7 protein-coding genes and 1 pseudogene are annotated in these 19,821 nt (G+C 40.5%); 5 read left to right on the forward strand and 3 right to left on the reverse strand.

Annotation, left to right across the window (positions count from 1 at the left end; all coding sequences use genetic code 11):
* A partial coding sequence (locus F6K23_RS22275; protein WP_293159913.1) for a hypothetical protein occupies positions 1-245 on the reverse strand: 245 nt, incomplete at its 3' end.
* 18 nt (positions 246-263) lie between these two features.
* On the opposite strand from F6K23_RS22275, the gene F6K23_RS22280 reads away from it, so the two are divergent.
* Together F6K23_RS22280 and hemC are read left to right on the forward strand one after the other, a co-directional pair.
* Positions 264-10,511 carry a CHAT domain-containing protein gene (locus F6K23_RS22280; RefSeq protein WP_293159915.1) on the forward strand — a complete coding sequence of 3,416 codons (10,248 nt, stop codon included), beginning with the start codon at positions 264-266 and terminating at the stop codon, positions 10,509-10,511.
* 1,630 nt (positions 10,512-12,141) lie between these two features.
* Positions 12,142-13,104, forward strand: a complete 963-nt coding sequence (gene hemC, locus F6K23_RS22285) for a hydroxymethylbilane synthase (protein WP_293159917.1) — start codon at positions 12,142-12,144, stop codon at positions 13,102-13,104.
* A 320-nt stretch (positions 13,105-13,424) separates the two neighbouring features.
* On the opposite strand, the gene mgtE is transcribed toward hemC, so the two are convergent.
* The gene (gene mgtE, locus F6K23_RS22290; RefSeq protein ID WP_293159919.1) at positions 13,425-14,831 is read right to left on the reverse strand and encodes a magnesium transporter; all 1,407 of its coding nucleotides are present in this window, start codon (positions 14,829-14,831) and stop codon (positions 13,425-13,427) included.
* 306 nt (positions 14,832-15,137) lie between these two features.
* On the reverse strand, positions 15,138-15,422 hold the full coding sequence (locus F6K23_RS22295; RefSeq protein WP_293159921.1) for a hypothetical protein: 285 nt from the start codon (positions 15,420-15,422) through the stop codon (positions 15,138-15,140).
* 90 nt (positions 15,423-15,512) lie between these two features.
* Here F6K23_RS22295 and F6K23_RS22300 point away from each other — a divergent pair.
* The 3 genes and pseudogenes from F6K23_RS22300 to F6K23_RS22310 all read left to right on the forward strand — a co-directional run.
* Positions 15,513-15,965, forward strand: a pseudogene (locus F6K23_RS22300) (calcium-binding protein); the annotation flags it as partial.
* A 143-nt stretch (positions 15,966-16,108) separates the two neighbouring features.
* Positions 16,109-16,546 carry a hypothetical protein gene (locus F6K23_RS22305; protein WP_293159925.1) on the forward strand — a complete coding sequence of 146 codons (438 nt, stop codon included), beginning with the start codon at positions 16,109-16,111 and terminating at the stop codon, positions 16,544-16,546.
* A gap of 330 nt (positions 16,547-16,876) precedes the next feature.
* Positions 16,877-19,471, forward strand: a complete 2,595-nt coding sequence (locus tag F6K23_RS22310) for an XDD3 family exosortase-dependent surface protein (protein ID WP_293159927.1) — start codon at positions 16,877-16,879, stop codon at positions 19,469-19,471.
* The last annotated feature ends 350 nt before the right edge of the window (positions 19,472-19,821 follow it).

Below are 19,821 nucleotides of genomic sequence, written 5' to 3' on the forward strand. Positions count from 1 at the left end.
CCACCCTCTGCCCACCCTTCCGCCACACCCACCTCTCCCCCCCCTCCCCACACTCCCCACACTCCCCACACACCCCACACACCCCACACACCCCACACACCCCACACTCCCCACACTCCCCACACTCCCCACACTCCCCACACTCCCCACACTCCCAATCTCCCTTCCGCATTATTAAGGAGGTGTGACAATTTTGGACAAGATATACTGGAGTTAATCATCATTACATTTGTGAGTTTTACCATTAACTCTCAGTCCATAACATGAAACTAATCACATTACATCTTTGTCCTCTGATGAGCTTTGTGTCTCTATTAGGAATAGTAGCTCTTCCTGCTTATAGTCAACCTATTACTCCGGCAAATGACGGTACAGGAACTACCGTAAATCAAAATGGCAATCAATTTAATATTCAAGGCGGTACTCATAACGGCACTAACCTCTTTCACAGTTTCGGCAAATTTAACCTCAACTCTGGTCAAACCGCCAACTTCATCTCCACCCCAGACACCCGTAATATTCTTGGCAGAATTACAGGTGGAGACCCTTCTATCATTAATGGCTTAATTCAAGTCATAGGGGGTAACTCTAACCTTTTCTTAATCAACCCCACCGGAATCATATTTGGCCCTAATGCCAGTCTCAATATTCCCGCTTCCTTCAGCGTTACTACTGCCACAGGTATAGGTTTCAACAGTAATAACTTCTGGTTTCAGGCAATGGGAACAAATGACTACTCAAATTTGGTAGGCAACCCGAGTGGCTACAATTTTAATGTCTCAAACCCAGGCGCAATAGTTAACGAAGGAAATTTAAGTTTAAATCCTGGAAAAGACTTAACTTTAACAGGTGGTACGGTTATCAACACAGGTGAATTATCTACCGCAGGAGGTAATGTCACCATTGCTGCAGTTAATGGTGGAGATACATTGAGAATATCTCAACCAGGCCATCTGTTGAGTTTAGATGTATCACCTACTTATAATAATTTATCAGGGCAGTCAATTACACCGATTTTATTACCAGAATTATTAACAGGTGGTGACATAAATCATGCCTCATCTGTGGTTATGAATGCTCAAGGTAATTTAGAGTTGACAGATACAGCAGGAGTAGTTATTGCCTCTGGTAATATTGATGTATCAGATACCTCGACGAATGGAAGTGTTGGGGGACAGGTGAATGTGTTGGGCGATCGCGTGGCAGTTATCGATGCCAATATTAATGCCAATGGTCTAAAAGTCGGGGGGGAAATATTAATCGGAGGCGACTTTCAAGGTAATGGAATTGTTCCCAATTCTCAGCAAACTTTTGTTAATAATAACTCAATTATTTCTGCCGATGCTATTAATAATGGAGAAGGCGGTCAAGTCATAATTTGGTCGGATAAGACTACTAATTTTGCCGGGAATATTAGTGCTAAAGGCGGAGATTTTTCTGGTGATGGAGGCTTTGTTGAAATCTCAGGAAAAGAACAATTAATATTTGATGGAAATGTCAATGTTAGCGCAGCATTTGGAGAAGCAGGAACAATATTATTTGACCCGAAAAATATCATAATAGGAGTGTCAGAAAATAGCAACGAGTTAACGGAACAAAATGAAGATGACAACGTTACATTTTCTGTGGCAGAAATAGAAGAAATAGAGGGTGAAATAACTCTTCAAGCTGATAATGATATAACAGTTAATGAGCCAATAGAAGCTACAGATGCAATAGAATTAAAAGCTGGAAGAAATATTAATATCAATGCAGATATAGATACATCTCAAAGTAATAGCAATATTTCTCTATTTGGTAACGACAATAGTGCAAATATTAATAATCGCGACCAAGGAGCAGGTTCGATTAATCAAATAGAAGGTACAACATTAAATTCTGGTAGTGGCGATATTACAATTAGACTAGGAAATTTAGGCACAAATGGTGATATAAATCTGGCTAATTTAACTACTACTGGTCAACTATTAATCAATGCTAACCAGGGGAATATTAGACAAGTTTCTCCTAATTCTTTAATTACTGCCAATAGAGCAATATTTGAAACTCAAAATTCTGGTGGAATAGGTTTAGCTGAAGCACCTTTGCGAATAGATGTAAATAATTTAGAAGTATTGACAGGGGAACAAGGACTATTTATTAACTCAATAAGTAATTTAACTCTTGGTGGAGTTAACGAAGAATTAACAGGAATTTCTACTAAAGGTGGCGGTAATATTGAACTAAATATTGATGGAAATTTTACTGCAATTGAAGAGGTAGTTACATCAGTTCCTGACAGACAACCAGGAACAATTACTATTTCTAGTACTGGGAATATTGATACTACTCAAACCACACTTAAATTAAATTCTGAATCAACTACAGGCGGCGATCTTTTTCTCACTGCTGATGGCGATATAAAAACAGGAAATATTAATGCTTCTACCATGGGCAATAATAGAGGTGGAAATATTACCATAAATAGTGGTGGTGAAGTTGATACAACTGCAGGTGAAATATTTTCTGCCTCTTTTGATGGCGATGGTGGGAATGTAACAATTACAAGCGATCGCAATTTAAAAACTGGTTATATTGACTCTCGTTCAGACGGTAGTGGTAATGGTGGGAATATTACTCTAGAAAGTACAGGTGGTAATATTGATACCAGTAGTGAGGAATTAGCCTCTTTTTCCGTTGAGGGAAATGGAGGAAATGTCAGTATTACCAGTAATGGCGATATCAAAACAGCAGATATCTTTTCTTCCGCAGGCGAACCATTAGATGCAGAGGGAGACTTAACAAATTCATCACCATTCGAGACAAATAACACTGACTCAAATCAAACTCAGAGTGCAAACGGTAGTGGTGGGGATATTACCCTAACAGCAGAAGGTATTATTGATACTAGCGCAGGAACTATCGAATCATTTTCTCGCTTAGGGGATGGAGGTAGTATCAGTATCACCAGCAAAGGCGATATTACTACAAGGGAAGTTCTTTCCACTGCTGGCGATCCTGATGTAGGCAACTCTGTAGATAATAACACTACTGAAACAACACAGACAGAAGTAAATAGTGGCAATAGTGGTAATATCAGTATTGAAAGCACAGAAGGGGCAGTAACTATCACAGCAGAAATAGATACTGTTGGCGAGGCAGGAAATGCTGGAGATATTACTATCAAAGCTTTTGGAGATATTAAGACTGAAAGTATTGAATCAAAAACAGGTGGTGGTGAAGGTGGAGATATAACTATTGAAAGTACGAATGGTACTGTTGATACTATTGGAACTGACACAGAAGCAGCAGCAGGAATATTTTCTGCTTCTATTGATGGAGATGCAGGAAACATTAACATTACTGCTGATAGTAATTTGACCACGGGTAATATTGACTCCACTTCAATTAATGGTCAGGGTGGGAATATTACTCTAGAAAGTACGAATGGAAGTGTTGATACAACCGGTGGTGAAATAGCTTCTAAGTCACAAGCAGGAAATGCTGGAAATGTGACAATCAAAAGTCAGGGCGATATTCAGACAGGTAACATTGATTCCCAAACACAAGCAGGTCAGGGTGGAGATATTACCATTGAAAGTACAGGTGGTAGTATTGAAACCTTGGGAACAGACCAAGATGTAGCAGGAATATTCGCTGCTTCTGAGGAGGGAAATGCAGGAAACGTTACTATCACAAGTAATGGCAATTTGATTACAGGTGATATTGACTCTCGTTCAACTAATGGTCAAGGTGGCAATATTACCGTCGAAAGTCTTGCTGGAAATATTGATACCAGTGCTGGTGAAGTCAGGTCTTCTTCCCGTAGGGGTAATGCGGGAACTGTGAGTCTTACCAGTCAGGGCGATATCAAAACAGGAAGTATTCTTTCTTTTGCAGGTCGAGGAACAGATGAAGCGGAAGAATCAGAAGATTTATCTCAAAACGAGAGTGGCAGCAGTAATGGGGGAGATATTACCCTCAAAGCAGGAGGAACTATTGATACTATCGGTGATACTAATAATGAATCTAAGTTAGAGTCATTTTCTCGAGAGGGTTCGGGTGGTAATATTAGTCTGGAAGCTAAAGGTGACATTACAACAGCACGAATTCTTTCTACCGCAGGCGACCCCGAAGCAAGTAACCCCGGAGATAATAGTAATATCACACCCCTAACAGAAACAGAAATAAATGAGCACAGCAGTGGTAATATCAGCATTGAAAGTACCGAAGGTGCAGTAACTACCACCGCAGAAATAAATAGTTTTGCCACTTCTGGTAATGGTGGTAGTGTAACTATTAAAAGTCATGGTGATTTGAAAACAAGTAATATTAACTCCCGTTCAGATGTTAATGGTCGGGGTGGTAATATTACTCTCGAAAGTACAAATGGAAATATTGATACCACGGGTCATGCAATAGCTTCTTTGTCACAAGTCGGAAATGATGAAGATGTTGAGACAAGTAACGACGATACAATCAGTGAATTATCTTCTTTTTCAGAATTAGGAGATGCGGGAGATGTCACGATCACCAGTAGTGGTGATTTGGCAACAGGTAGTATCAACTCCCGGTCAAAAGGTAGTGGTCAAGGTGGGAATATTACTCTCGACAGTACAGGGGGAAATATTGATACCACGGGTGGTGATATAGTGTCTAGGTCACAAGCAGGAAATGCTGGAAGTGTCACTATCAAAAGTCAGGGCGATATTAATACAAGTAACATTGATTCCCAAACACAAGCAGGTCAGGGTGGAGATATTACCATTGAAAGTACAGGTGGTAGTATTGAAACCTTGGGAACAGACCAAGATGTAGCAGGAATATTCGCTGCTTCTGAGGAGGGAAATGCAGGAAACGTTACCATCACAAGTAATGGAAATTTGATTACAGGTAATGTTGACTCCCGTTCAACTAATGGTCAAGGTGGCAAAATTACCCTTGAAAGTACAAGCGGAAATATTGAGACAACAAGTGGTGAATTATCTTCTTTTTCAGAATTAGGAAATGCTGGAGATGTGACTATTACCAGTAGTGGCAATTTGATTACAGGTAACATTGACTCTCGTTCAGACGGTAATGGTAAAGGTGGGAATATTACTTTAGAAAGTATAGGTGCAAATATTGATACCAGTGCTGGTGAAGTCAGGTCTTCTTCCCGTAGGGGTAATGCGGGAACTGTGAGTCTTACCAGTCAGGGCAATATTACAACAGGAAGTATCCTTTCTTTTGCAGGTCGAGGAACAGATGAAGCGGAAGAATCAGAAGATTTATCTCCAAACGAGAGTGGCAGCAGTAATGGGGGAGATATTACCCTCAAAGCAGGAGGAACTATTGATACTACCGGAGAAACTAATGATGAATCTAAGTTAGAGTCATTTTCTCGAGAAGGTTCAGGGGGTAATATTACTCTGGAAGCTAAAGGTGACATTACTACAGCTAAAGTACTTTCTACCGCAGGCGACCCCGAAGCAAGTAACCCCGAAGATAATAGTAATATCACACCCCTAACAGAAACAGAAATAAATGAGCGCAGCAGTGGTAATATCAGCATTGAAAGTACCGAAGGTGCAGTAACTACCACCGCAGAAATAAATAGTTTTGCCACTTCTGGTAATGGTGGTAGTGTAACTATTAAAAGTCATGGTGATTTGAAAACAAGTAATATTAACTCCCGTTCAGATGTTAATGGTCGGGGTGGTAATATTACTCTCGAAAGTACAAATGGAAATATTGATACAACTAACGGCGATCGGGGAATATCTTCTTTTTCAGAATTAGGAAATGCTGGAGATGTCACTGTTACAAGTAATGGCAATTTGACTACAAGTGATATTGACTCTCGTTCAGACGGTATGGGTCAAGGTGGCAAAATTACCCTTGAAAGTCTCACCGGAAATGTTAATTCTAGTCAGGGTAGATTATTTTCTTTTTCAGAGTTAGGAAATGCTGGAGATGTGACTATTAACAGTAGTGGCAATTTGACAACAAGTGATATTGACTCTCGTTCCAAAGGTAGTGGTCAGGGTGGCAATATTTCTCTCGAAAGTCTCACCGGAAATATTGAGACAACCAGTGGTGAATTATCTTCTTTTTCCGAATTAGGAAATGCAGGAGATGTGACTATTACCAGTAGTGGCAATTTAACAATAGGTGAGACTAACTCTAGTTCAAAAGGTAGTGGTCTAGGTGGCAATATTACTCTCGAAAGTTTCACCGGAAATGTTGATACAACAGGTGGTGAATTATCTTCTTTTTCCGAATTAGGAAATGCCGGAAATGTGACTATTACCAGTAATAGCAATTTAACAACAGGTGATATTAACTCTAGTTCAAAAGGTAGTGGTCGAGGTGGGAATATTACCCTCGAAAGTATCACCGGAAATGTTGATACAACAAGTGGTGAATTAGAATCTTTTTCACGTTCAGGAAATGCTGGAAATGTGACTATTACCAGTAATGGCAATTTGACTACAGGTGATATATTTTCTTCAAGTGGCAACCCGCGAGATTCAAATAACGACAATAACTCGTCAGAAGATGGATCTGTATCAGAAGCAAACCCACAACCAACAGATAATTCTAATAATTCTAACCCTGGAGAAAATACTGGAGGTGCTGGAGGTAGTATTACTCTAATAGCTGAAGGTGAGATAAATACTACAGTAGGAGTCATCGAGTCATTTTCTCGTCGAGGCGAAGGGGGCGATATTAGTCTGGAAGCTAAAGGTAATATTACTACAAGTGAAATCATTTCCTCAGCAGGAGACCCAGAAAATATTCCACCTGCAAGAGACAATACAGAAAACGCCACCATTACTCAGTCTCAGCTTGAATCAGAAACGGGTAGTCCTGGGGGCGATATTAGCATCCAGAGTCTTGAGGGTAACGTAACAACTCAAGGAGAACTCATTTCCTATAGTAATCAAGGAGATGGAGGTAATGTTAGTATTATCAGTAACGGCGATATCAATACTGCTGGTATTGACTCCCGCGCTGATAATAGGGGTCGTGGTGGTAATATTTTAATCCAAAGTCAAACAGGTAGTATTGACACTATCAATGGTGAGTTAGCTTCTTCTTCCAGAACAGGTGACGGCGGTAATATAGAGATTATCGGTACAGGTAATATTCTAGTAGAAACGATTTTTTCAGAATCAGAAGGTAATGGTAATGGTGGAGATGTCACTATTACAGGTAATAGCAATATCAAAACAGCAGCTATTGAATCATTTGCTGGAGGTAGTGGTACAGGTGGAAATATATCTATTACTACAGATGGCGCAATAGATACCAGTGTTGGTGAGTTAGTCTCTAGTTCCCAAGCAGGGGAAGGTGGAAATATTACCCTCAGTGCCACAGGAGATATTATTACAGGTTTTATCGAAAGCTTTAGCGGTGCGGGAGCAAGAGGTGGTAATATTACTTTGGAAACAATTAATGGAAATATTGATACCACTGTTGGGTTTTTAGGTGAGGAGGCAAATATTCCCACCGATGCGGATGTTTCTTCAGAAGATGTTGCGACTACCTTCGAGCAGGAACTCGCCAACCTGAGTTCTTACGCTCCAGAAGGTACTGGAGGCAATATTGTGATTATTCAGCGGGGTCAAGGAGAGATTACCACTAGCAATATTAGTTCTTTTGGTGGGGAAAGTAGTGGAGATGTTAATATTATCAACAATGACGGCAATATTAACACAGGTGTCATTTTTTCCACTGCCATTAACGGTACAGGTGGTCAAATATCTATCGAAACCCTGAATAACGGCGACCTAAATATTAATCATATTGCTACTTATTCTGCTGCTGACGATGGTACTGGGGGTAATATTCAATTGAATGCTAGTGGCATTGTCAATATTAATAACGTAGCATCTTTTGGTAATGCAGGTAGTGGAGATGTAAGTATCGAAAGTAATAGCGGTAGTATTAATACTGGAACTATTCAGACCCGCGCCCCCAATGGTACCAGTGGTAATATTACTCTGAATACTTTTAGCACTCAAGGGGATATTAGAACTGCAAATGTTAGCACTGAAGGGGGAGAAGCGGCTGGAACAGTTGAAATTATTGCTGCCGATGGTTCGGTCACTACTGAAGATTTGCAATCTAGTTCTGAGTCTGGAAGTGCTGGAGGTATTGATGTTCAGGCAGGGGAAGATATTGAAACTGGAGACCAAACTGTTGATAGTGCTACTGGTGATAGTAATATCAATAATGAAGCAGGAGGTGATATTACTACCGGAGACCAAACTGCTACTACTGAAGAAGGTGATGCCAGTATTAATAATCAAGCAGGAGCTAATATTACTACTGGAGACCAAACTGCTACTACTGAAGAAGGTGATGCCAGTATTAATAATCAAGCAGGAGCTAATATTACTACTGGAGACCAAACTGCTACTACTGAAGAAGGTGATGCCAGTATTAATAATCAAGCAGGAGCTAATATTACTACCCAAGACCAAATAGCTACTACTGAAGAAGGTGATGCCAGTATTAATAATCAAGCAGGAGCTAATATTACTACCCAAGACCAAACAGCGGTAACAAACCAAGGTAATGCCAGTATTAATAATCAAGCAGGAGCTAATATTACTACCCAAGACCAAACAGCGGTAACAAACCAAGGTGATGCCAGTATTAATAATCAAGCAGGAGCTAATATTACTACTGGAGACCAAATAGCTACCACTCAACAGGGTAATGCCAATATTAATAATCAAGCAGCAGGTAATATTACTACCCAAGACCAAATAACTACCACTCAACAGGGTAATGCCAATACTAATAATCAAGCAGCAGGTAATATTACTACCCAAGACCAAATAACTACCACTCAACAGGGTAATGCCAATACTAATAATCAAGCAGCAGGTAATATTACGACCGCAGACCAAATAGCAATAGGTGATACAACAAATATTACCAACTTACCAGGAGGAGAACTTAATACTGGTGAAATCATTCAAATTAGCCCATCTCCATCAATACCAATAGACAATACTTTGCCACAACAATTACCTCAGACACCAGAAAATTCAACTATTCCAGGAGCATCAAACCTCACATCACCAATAACCCCAGCTACCCCAACAAATAACATTTTACAATCTAACAACCCCATCTCAAATCCGACCACCACTAACATTACCCAATCAATACAGAGTAACAGTACCATCAGCACAACCAATAATCCTAATCTGCCAAACAAAAAGAGCGATCGCCAACAAATTAACATCAACACCGACACCAAAACTGCTTTACAAAACATCAATATTATTAACAATACTCCCTTAACTGTTGCTGCTAACTCTCAAACTTTGACTGCCTTGGAGCAAAACCGGAATAATGAATTTACCGACCACTTTGGGGAAGACCTATTAACTCAAAACACATCCATAAAAAATATCCGGGAAGTGCTGACAGATATCGCCCGTGAAACAGGCAAAAACTCAGCAATTATCTATGTCACAGCTTACCAAGAAGAACTGCAACTTATATTATACACATCAGACAGCGACCCCATCCTCAAAACTGTGCCAGCAGCTCATCGCCAACAACTCATGGAAGTTGTCCTAAAATTACGAGTTCAAATCACAACTCCTTCCCGTCGCTATACTCAAAGCTACTTGCCACCAGCACAAAAATTGTACAATTGGCTCATTGCACCCATATCAGCAGAATTAGAAGCAGCTAATATCGATACCTTACTATTCAGTATGGATGAAGGTTTACGAACTTTACCCGTAGCAGTATTACACGATGGTCAACAATTTCTCATCGAAAAATACAGCCTCAGTTTAATTCCCAGCATCAGTTTAATGAATACCAACTACCGCCCAATTCAAGATACTAGGGTATTAGCAATGGGAGCAAGTGAATTCATTAAACAAAACTCCTTACCAGCAGTGCCAGTAGAATTAAAAACTATTTCCCAACAGTTGTGGAAAGGTACTCAATTTCTCAATCAAGACTTCACCCGTAATAACCTGCTAACCCAACGACAAAATTATCCCTATCCCATCGTTCACCTAGCAACTCATGCAGAATTCCGACCAGGTGCTATCAGCAATTCCTATATTCAACTGTGGGGTAACGAACAACTACAACTAGACCAAATGCGACAGTTAGGTTGGAACGATCCACCAGTAGAATTATTAGTATTGTCAGCTTGTCGCACCGCCGTTGGTGACAAAAATGCCGAATTAGGTTTTGCGGGGTTAGCAGTCGCAGCAGGAGCAAAGTCAGCCTTAGCTAGTGTCTGGTATGTGAGTGATGAAGGCACATTAGGGTTAATGACAGAATTTTATACCCAACTAAATAATGCCAAGATTAAAGCAGAAGCTTTACGACAAGCACAGTTAGCAATGTTACGAGGAGAAGTAGTAATTACAGAAGGTCAGTTAAGAGGAACAGCAGCTCGTGGTGCAGTGGCATTGCCATCAGAGTTAGGAAAGTTTGAAAATCAAAATTTATCTCATCCCTATTATTGGGCAGGGTTTACTATTGTGGGTAGTCCTTGGTAGATGTGGGTTCTTGAGGACACGGAGAGGGCGCGTCGCCGTATCACCGCGTCCCCGTGTCTCCGTTTCCTCATGGGGAGCAGGATAACTAAAGTCCGTTATACTTTGCGATCGCAACTCGTAAAATTTCAAAAAATAAAAAACCCAGATAGATTACAGCGGTTTTCATGATTAGTAGACCACAGTAGGGACGTTCCATGGAACGTCCCTACAATGTTTTGCTTGTGAAGATGTGGTTCATCAATTTGAAAAGCGCTGTAAACTACCTGGGGCATGCGTTTCCAACTAATCCGCATTAACCCGAGCGGTGGGGAGCTACGTTTTATATCATGTTCGGTTGAATACTTATATCATGTTCGGTTGAATACTTATATCATGTTCGGTTGAATACTTATAAATAACTGTTGTGAGGAGTCAGGAGTCAGGAGTCAGGAGTCAGGAGGGAAGAAAGGAGGAATACACAGGAAATATTGGAGATGGGGTATTGAGAATTTCAGTATTTTTTTGGTACTGTCAGTACCCAGAGTCCTTAAATTTTATTATAACTGATTATCCGAACATGATATTACACTTTGGAGGAAGGAAGGCAGCTTTGCTGTAGGCAGCTTTGCTGTAGGCAGAAGGGAATATTGGTTCAAGGCCGGAAGTTTTGTTTATAACTGACCCGTCCGAACATGATATTAGAAGCACGACAGAATAAGGCTTTCAGACCCCAAATATACGCACACCTTTGATTAATATCATGTTCGCTTGAATACTGATAAATAACTGTTGTGAGTCTTTAGGAGTCAGGAGGGAAGAAAGGAGAAAAAGAGCAAATATTTGGAGATGGGGTATTGATAATTTCAGTATTTCTTTGGTACTGTCGGTACTGTCAGTCATTAAATTTTATTTATCACTGACCCGTCCGAACATGATCAGGACTTACGCAAATTGACTTTTAAAGCACCATTTGTAGGGGCGAATGGTATTGGCGTTCCACCAAGCTCCGAATGGCGCCCTCCCTTGACCCGCTGATTTTTTTTGAGCTTCAGAAAATGAAAATGTTGTTGGTCTTCCACAGAGGGGCGTATAGATGGAAAGATTCGACCGCGGGAAAAACAAATATTTTTTGAGCTGCACAAAATGAATATATTTCTGTTATTGTTCCTGGGAAATATTCCTGAATACTTGATTGTCTGTGAACAATGAATTTTGGTTGAATAAAAAGTCATGCATATGGGCGAAAAAATCATTAAACTATCTATGATATCACAGATATCACAAAAATTTTGAGGATGGAGCCGAAAATCCTTTCACGCGCTGATTTTTTTCTGGAGCTTCACAGAATGCAAAAGTTAGCGGTAACTAAACGTGGCGATCTAACAATCACGAATCTTCTGATTCTAATCTTGAAAGTAGGGGAGTATTTTTCAATCTTTATTCCTGTATTGCCTCTATTCCACTCCCGACCCGTAACTCAAAAATTTTTACGCGGGCTAAAGATACCACTCAGGGGCTCTATAAACACTCAAACGAGCGTCAGGGATTAATTCTGACTTCTGACTTCTGACTTGCGCGTAGCACTATTAGGCCCCTTTTTACGGTAATCTAGAAAGAATGACCACAATTATTTACTCGAAATTATTAAGATATGACAGTATCTGCCCCTACTCGTACCGTTCGGATCGGTTCCCGCAAAAGTCAACTCGCTTTAGTTCAAACTTATTGGGTACAAGAACAACTCCAGAAAAATTTCCCAAATATCACATTTGAAGTCCACACTATGTCTACTCAAGGGGACAAAATTCTAGATGTGGCCTTAGCAAAAATTGGGGATAAAGGACTTTTTACCAAGGAACTAGAGTTGGGAATGCTGCAAAACGAAACTGATTTGGCAGTTCATTCTCTCAAAGACCTACCCACCAATCTGCCAGAGGGTTTAGTTTTAGGTTGTGTCACCGAACGAGAAAACCCGGCAGATGCTTTAGTAGTCCATGAAAAGTTTAAAGATAAACAACTTGAAGCTTTGCCAGAAGGTGCTGTTATTGGTACATCTTCCTTGAGACGTTTGGCACAACTCCGCCACCATTACCCCCATTTTGAATTTAAGGATGTTCGTGGTAATCTCAATACTAGACTAGCAAAATTGGATGCTGGAGAGTATGATGCCCTAATCTTAGCTTTTGCTGGTTTGCATAGATTAGGTATGGGCGATCGCATTCATCAAGTTATACCACCAGAAGTTTCTCTTCATGCTGTTGGACAAGGTGCTTTAGGAATAGAATGTCGTGCGGGAGATAATGATATTCTTGATATATTGAAGAGTTTGGAACATACTTCCACGGCTCAGAGATGTTATGCCGAACGTGCTTTTTTGAGAGAGCTGGAAGGTGGGTGTCAAGTACCTATTGGTGTCAATACTAAAATAGAAGGGGAACAACTGACTTTAACTGGTATTGTTGCTAGCTTAGATGGTCAGAAATTAGTTAAAGATGTTGTTACTGGTGGTGTTAATGATGCAGAACAAATAGGTACTGAATTAGCTCAAAAATTGAGAAAACAAGGTGCCCAAGAAATCTTAGATGAAATTTTGGCAGAAATTGACCGTAGTTAGTTTTGATATACTCCCGACGTTGCGCTTACGCGACAACGCGGGATTCTTCAGCCTTAAATGTTTTGTTGATGACGTGATCGCGTAGCCCAACAAAAGTTCTCTGGCCACAGTATAACATAGTTTTACGGCACTGGTCAAATTTACTAACTAAATATAGACATATCATAGTTATTAAACACTATATATAGTGTACTTGCGTAAGTTCTGATATATTAACCGTGGCAGAATAATATATTTAAAATTCGTCATGGCGGGTTTTAAATATAAATAGCTAGGTATAACAATTTTTGCCCAACCTTGAAACCCGCCCCGACACTTTTTCATATTTGTAGAATTACTCGTGCCAAGTTGAAATAAATCAAAACACCGAGAACATCTACAGCAGTAGTAATAAACGGTGCTGACATTAAGGCGGGGTCTAACCCAAATGAACGAAACAAGAATGGCAAAGATGAACCAGCAACAGAAGCCAAAATTGAGATTGCCAGCAAACTTACACCCACTGTCACTGACACTTCTAAATTACCATTGACAATAAACAGGAAAGCCCAAACTGTTGCTAACAAACCGAGAACACTCCCAAGTATTGCGCCAGCAGCAGCTTCACGCAGAATCACTTTAAATGGCCCTATTTTCCAAATTTCATCGGTATTCATACCTCTAATCACAACAGTGGAAGATTGCGCTCCCACATTCCCTCCAGTACCAGTCAACAATGGAATAAATGCTGCTAAGGCCACTACTTTTTTCAGAATATCTTCTTGCGCTGTAATAATTCCACCCGTCACACTATTTGTCAGCAGTAACACAAATAACCAGACCACTCTTCTGCGAGCAGCAGTAAATAGATTTACCTGGAAATAGTTATCACCTTCAGACTGTACGCCACCTAGAGCATAAATATCTTCGGTAGTTTCCTGTTCCAAGATATCGAGAACATCATCAATGGTAATGATACCCACCAGTCGTTGTTCGCTATCTACTACTGGTATTGCCAAAAAGTCGTAACGCTGAATAATACGAGCAACTTCTTCTTGGTCAGTACCAGTTTGCACGCAGACAAAATCACGACTCATAATTTCGCTGATGCTTTGGTTTAGTTGAGAAGTGACTAAATCTCGCAATGACAGAATACCTGTGAGATGACGGTTAGTGTCAGTGACATATAGAGAATAAACTGTCTCAGTAACGTGAGCTAATGAGCGAATACGTTCTAAACTTTGGGCAACAGTATATTCCTCTTTGAGGGAGATGTATTCCGGAGTCATTATCCGTCCTGCGGTTCCGGAGTTATAACCCAGAAGTTGCGCTGTAGCTTGGCGTTCAGCAGGGCTAAGTTGACCTAATAAACGCCTGACAACAGCTGCGGGTAATTCTTCAAAGAGTTTAGCGCGGTCATCAGGTGACATTTTATCAACAATATCTATGACTTCTTGACGTTTGAATTTTTCACACAGAGACTGTTGTACGCTGGAGTCTAGTTGTTCATAGACTTCGATCGCTTCACGTTTAGAAAGCAAGCGAAATGCGATGACTTGCATTGTTTCTGGTAAACCTTCGATCGCTTCGGCAATATCAGCTGGTTGTACAGGAACTAACATCGCTTTAGCTCCAGATAAGTTATCTTGTTCTAGCAGAGCTTGAAGTTGCGATCGAACTAACTCCCGTAATTCTTGACGAGAAATAGTAGCTATGGAAGGGGATGAATAGTTATTATCTTCAGTCAAAGTTAACCCTCCTAATATATAGATTGCTGAATCTAGTTTAGAGGCTAAATGAACTTTTTGCTCGTTACCAGGTAATCATATTATGTCCGGTAGCATCGGTATTGTATAGCAAAGGTAAGGAAGAAGGAAGAAGGAAGAAGGAAGAAGGAAGAAGGAAGAGGCAGGATGGCTTAATTTCTTCTTCCTGTTTTTTTATAGAACCCATTTGGTACTGGAGTTTAGACTAAATAGTTGAATATAAAATCAAGGAAAGGATTGAAAAAATTTAGACCATCAACAAATGTGAAAAACAAATTTTGAAATCAATTAAGCTGATGTAGCTTTTTTTGTGTTTTTTTTCTGACTTTCAAACTTACCCTTACCTTTTTTGACTATCGGGTATGGTTTTCTTTTGCTACGAACTTGACCTTTCTTCAACCCTGGAGATTTTCCACGGGGTTTAGGAGGAGATGCTGGTGTTCCAATGATAGCAATAACTGCTCCAAACCCCTGATCCACCCTTCCGGGAGTCAAATTAATCTGTGATTTCTGCCAAGGTAAGGGATGATCCACTATGCTCCCACGAGCTAACCATAACTCCCAAGTGAGCATGGGCATGAAATCACTCCATCGGTCACATTGCTCTTTAGTACCGAAGTTGGGCAAAGTCTAATGTAACCTTTGTTTACAAAAGCGATACCAGTGTTCAAAGGAGAAGCAGGTAACGACCAACTCTACGGCATGGGAGGCCAAGACAACCTTTCTGGAGAAGATGGTAATGATACTCTTGATAGTGGAGATGGTGATGACAACCTAGAGGGTGGTGAAGGAGATGATGAACTTACAGCAGGAAAAGGCGAAGACCAACTTTATGGTAAAGCAGGTAATGATACTTTAGATGCAGGAGATGGTCACGACTATCTGGAAGGTGGGGAAGGTGATGATGAAATTACAGCAGGTGAAGGTGATGACCAAGCTTACGGAGGTGCTGGTAGCGACAGTATTAATGGTAACGCAGGTAACGACTTACTTGATGGTGAAGAGGGTGATGATGTCATTGAAGGAGAAGATGGAGATGATTACATTCTTGGTGGGGAAGGTGATGATGAGTTAAGTGCTGGTGCAGGCAATGACTTGTTAGAAGGTGGTGAGGGTAACGACTCCTTACCTTACATGGCAATGAGGGTGATAATATTCTTGATGGTGGGGAAGGTGATGATGAGTTGTATGGTGGCAGTGGTAGCGATACATTTGTATTGCAGCAAGGTGCAGGGTATGATTCAATTTATAATTTCCAGGTGGATGATGATTTCTTTGAGTTAATAGATTTGACTTTTGAGGAGTTAAAAATTCCTGAGGGAACGGAGTCGAGTGATCATGCTGTGATTAGGGTTTTGGATAGTGGGGAACAACTTGCTTTTGTGGAGGGTGTGAAAGCTGATGAGTTGACTGCTTTTCATTTCTTCCCCTTTGGCAGTGACGAGGTTGAGTTGCAAACTTTGGAAACTGATGATGATTCTGTTACAGATGAGGATAATATTGCTGTTGATCCTGAGTCTTTAGAAACTGATGATGATTCTGTTACAGATGAGGATGATATTGCTGTTGATCCTGAATCTTTAGAAACTGATAATGATTCTGTTACAGATGAGGATAATATTGCTGTTGATCCTGAATCTTTAGAAACTGATAATGATTCTGTTACAACTGTGGAAGCGATCGCTCACCATCATTAAAATCATTACAATTCCAATAAACCAGAGATTTTATTTGAGAAAAGGCCAGTATTTTTTACACCCTTTTCCCATCTTTAACCTAATGTATTCTTTGAAATTGTTTCAAATATGATGGGATTTTTTTTGTATAAAAAAGCACTTAAATAATAGTGTTTATACTTAAAATAACACAAACAAAATAAAAGCTAAAACTGTTGTAAATACTTAATTTAAAATCAAATAACCTGATTGGGTGATAAATAATTCACCCGATTGGGTGATAAATAATTTACATTTTTTTGAATATACTGAGAACAGTAAACAAAAGAAATTATTCGGAAGTCTTAAATTATGAAAAAAGTTTATACAACTACTACCAGTTTCGCGATCGCTGCCTTACTATTAAATGGAGCAGGACAAAGCGCACAGGGTATAGGTTTGACAAGTGGAATGTTTAGCCTATTTCTAGAATGTAATAATGATGGAACTGCTTTATTCTTGGACTCTCAGAATGGATGGCAATACAGTCAAGATGCCATTGGAGACATGACCGACGGCAGCACCTACGATATTACTGGAATGGGAGTTTTCCAAAGCGGTAATGAAGTCTTCGTTGCTATTGGCAGTAACTTACCCGGAACGGGTGCAGGTTACGACCGCAAAGTCGATCCAATTTTCCACGGTGACTTATTCTTTACCCCAGGTGGTGACAACTTCCAAGACTCCATGGAATCCGGAAATCTCTACGGTATTCACTTCTCTGGTAGTTCAGATTCTGGAGCTCATGCAGGATTAGGTGTATATCAGAACGTAGCAGCAAAAGGTGTGGGTATGAATAACTTTGGGCATCGTACCTATAATAACTATGCTGCCATGGTTGATTCTAGCAGCAGTAACTTCTACGGCGACCTCGGTGTTAATAACTCTTACTTTAACGGCGATGGCACTGGCTACAACGTAATTTCTGGAGGCAAAAAAGTGGAGGACGATGGCTTTGAAATGTTGACTCTCGACGACCTCACTGCAGTAGGACTCGATAGAAATACAGTCCGTGGCAGCGAAATTTTAGGCTTTAAATTTAACCTTGATGCCATAGTTCCTCCAGAACCCGCACCACTACCAAAAGATATCGGCACTCTGAAAGGCATTGCTGAAGGATATGACTTCGACTGGGGTTCCCAAGGTTGGGATGGAGAATTGGCAGCTTACGACACTAATATCGCCGAGCAACAAGAGCAAGCCAACACTTACCAAGGTCAAGCCAACACTTACCAAGCACAAGCTAATGCTCACCAAACACAGGCAGACATCTATGATACCCGCAGTCAAACTGCAAGTGAAGAAGCCGAGAAACTGAAACAAGAGCGCAATGACCGCAACAGTGAACTATGGCGAGCTGCTAGATACAGTCCTGGCGGAGAAGCCAACAATGTAGTTAAAAGAGAGCGCAACGACCGTAACAAAATCCTCAAACAAATTGATGAAGTCAACGAAATAATCGACGAAATTCCTGGACAGATCGCTGATGCTATAGATGAACGTGATGCACTAACAACTAGATTGAATGAGGTTCCTAGCGAAGCAGAAGCGATCGCTATAGCTAGGAGAAATCCAAATGGAAACATTGAGCAAGCTTACGAAGCTGTTGCAGAACTTGCCCCCAAAAAAGAAGCTTGGGAAGTATACAAGCAAGAAAATAACTGGGACAATCTGGAATTACCTCAACAGCTTGCTGTGCAAGAAGCCTACGGTGGTGATTGGATAGAACTGCGTGGTGACGGCAGCCCAGCCAAGCAAGAGCAGGAGTTGACTCTGTTTAGCCAGGTTTTAGCCGACTTTGAATCTGAAGTTGAACAGGACCGGCAAGCAGAAATTCAGCAATACCAGACACAAATTAACCAGAAGCAAAATAATATAGATGACTTGTTAACAGAACTTAATGATGCTGAAGCTCTCAAGCCACAACTGGAGAATAATCTAGAGAATTTCTACACAACCAACGACCTGCGCGATCAACTTGAAGCAGTTAAAGCTAATGCAGAACAGGAACGAGCAGCTATTGACACTGACAACAGCCTCAACGATACCCAGAAAGAGGAACTCCGTGCCTTTTACGAAACCGATATTGCTCGCACCCAAGCACTCATCAATGAAATTGACAACTCCCAGGAGTCTCTAGATACTCTTTTTGATGGAGCTGACCAATATTTCAAGAATGTCTTGAGAGCAGATGCTAAAAATAGCGATAGCCCAATATTTGATGATAATGGCAATCAAGAGGTCTATGGTCCTGATGAGGTAACTGTGCAGGTTCCAGTTTACGATGAAGAAACCGGTGAATTTGACGGCTACGAGACCAAAGTTTTGGCTGAAGAGAGGGCACCGATGGTTGTAGAGGGGGCACCGAAAACCGTTGCTAGCGAATATGCTCGCCTCAGTGCTGAATCAAGACTATTTAACAATGCTCGCAAAGACAGAATTCAAGAACAAGAGAATAATGAAATTGCTCGCGACAACGAACTTGCTGCTAAGGAAGAAGATATCAACAGTCGCAACCAGGCATTGAACAATAGGAATAACAGTTTAGCACAGCAACAGGAGCAAATTAACCTGAGAGATGAACTGCTCTTGGAAATTGAAACACAAATAGCCCAAGTTCGTGACGAAGCAATTGCACAGGAAAGACGGGAGCAGATGAGCGAATCTCTAGCTGCTGCTGAAGTAGAAAATCAGAAAGAACAAGAGCTTGAGGAACGTTATGGCGCACGGACTATCGATAATCCTGGTGGCATTCCTACCTCTCCTGAAGAAGTGATGGCTGCTCAAGGAGTGATACCTGGTGAAGAAGTGATAGCTATGGATGTGCCTGAACCGTCTTCAGTCCTGGGTTTAATTGCTGCTATCGGAAGTGGTTTTGCTGCTCTGCGTCGCCATCGTCAAGACTAAATTATGGCAGTCGAAGGGAAGGTAGCGGACATATCAAAGGAAAGGGTGCAGACATATCAAAAGTTTAAAATTCAGACAATGCAATATTTTTCGCTCCTTCGGTCTTTCATTCTTCGTTTTACTATCAGCAGATTTTCTACTCAGGCAAGACATTAGGTAGAAATGGAATAAAAATCTACTTTAAGACTGAAATTAATATTTGACTAATTATGCTCTAATTATTATTTTTTTATTAGCTTTGATTTAAGATATTTAGGTTTGTGTGTAATTTTATTTAATCGGAAGGAGAGAGTTATATTATATCTGCTTAATTGCTGATAAAAAACTTTCTCCTTCCTGTTTTATGATCT

Source organism: Okeania sp. SIO2C9 (assembly GCF_010672455.1).
Taxonomy (GTDB): Bacteria; Cyanobacteriota; Cyanobacteriia; order Cyanobacteriales; family Microcoleaceae; genus Okeania.

Coding starts and splice junctions, on each gene's coding strand:
- hemC (WP_293159917.1), top strand. CDS start 12,142: ATGACAGTATCTGCCCCTACTCGTACCGTTCGGATCGGTTCCCGCAAA.
- F6K23_RS22310 (WP_293159927.1), top strand. CDS start 16,877: ATGAAAAAAGTTTATACAACTACTACCAGTTTCGCGATCGCTGCCTTA.
- F6K23_RS22295 (WP_293159921.1), bottom strand. CDS start 15,422: ATGCTCACTTGGGAGTTATGGTTAGCTCGTGGGAGCATAGTGGATCAT.
- F6K23_RS22280 (WP_293159915.1), top strand. CDS start 264: ATGAAACTAATCACATTACATCTTTGTCCTCTGATGAGCTTTGTGTCT.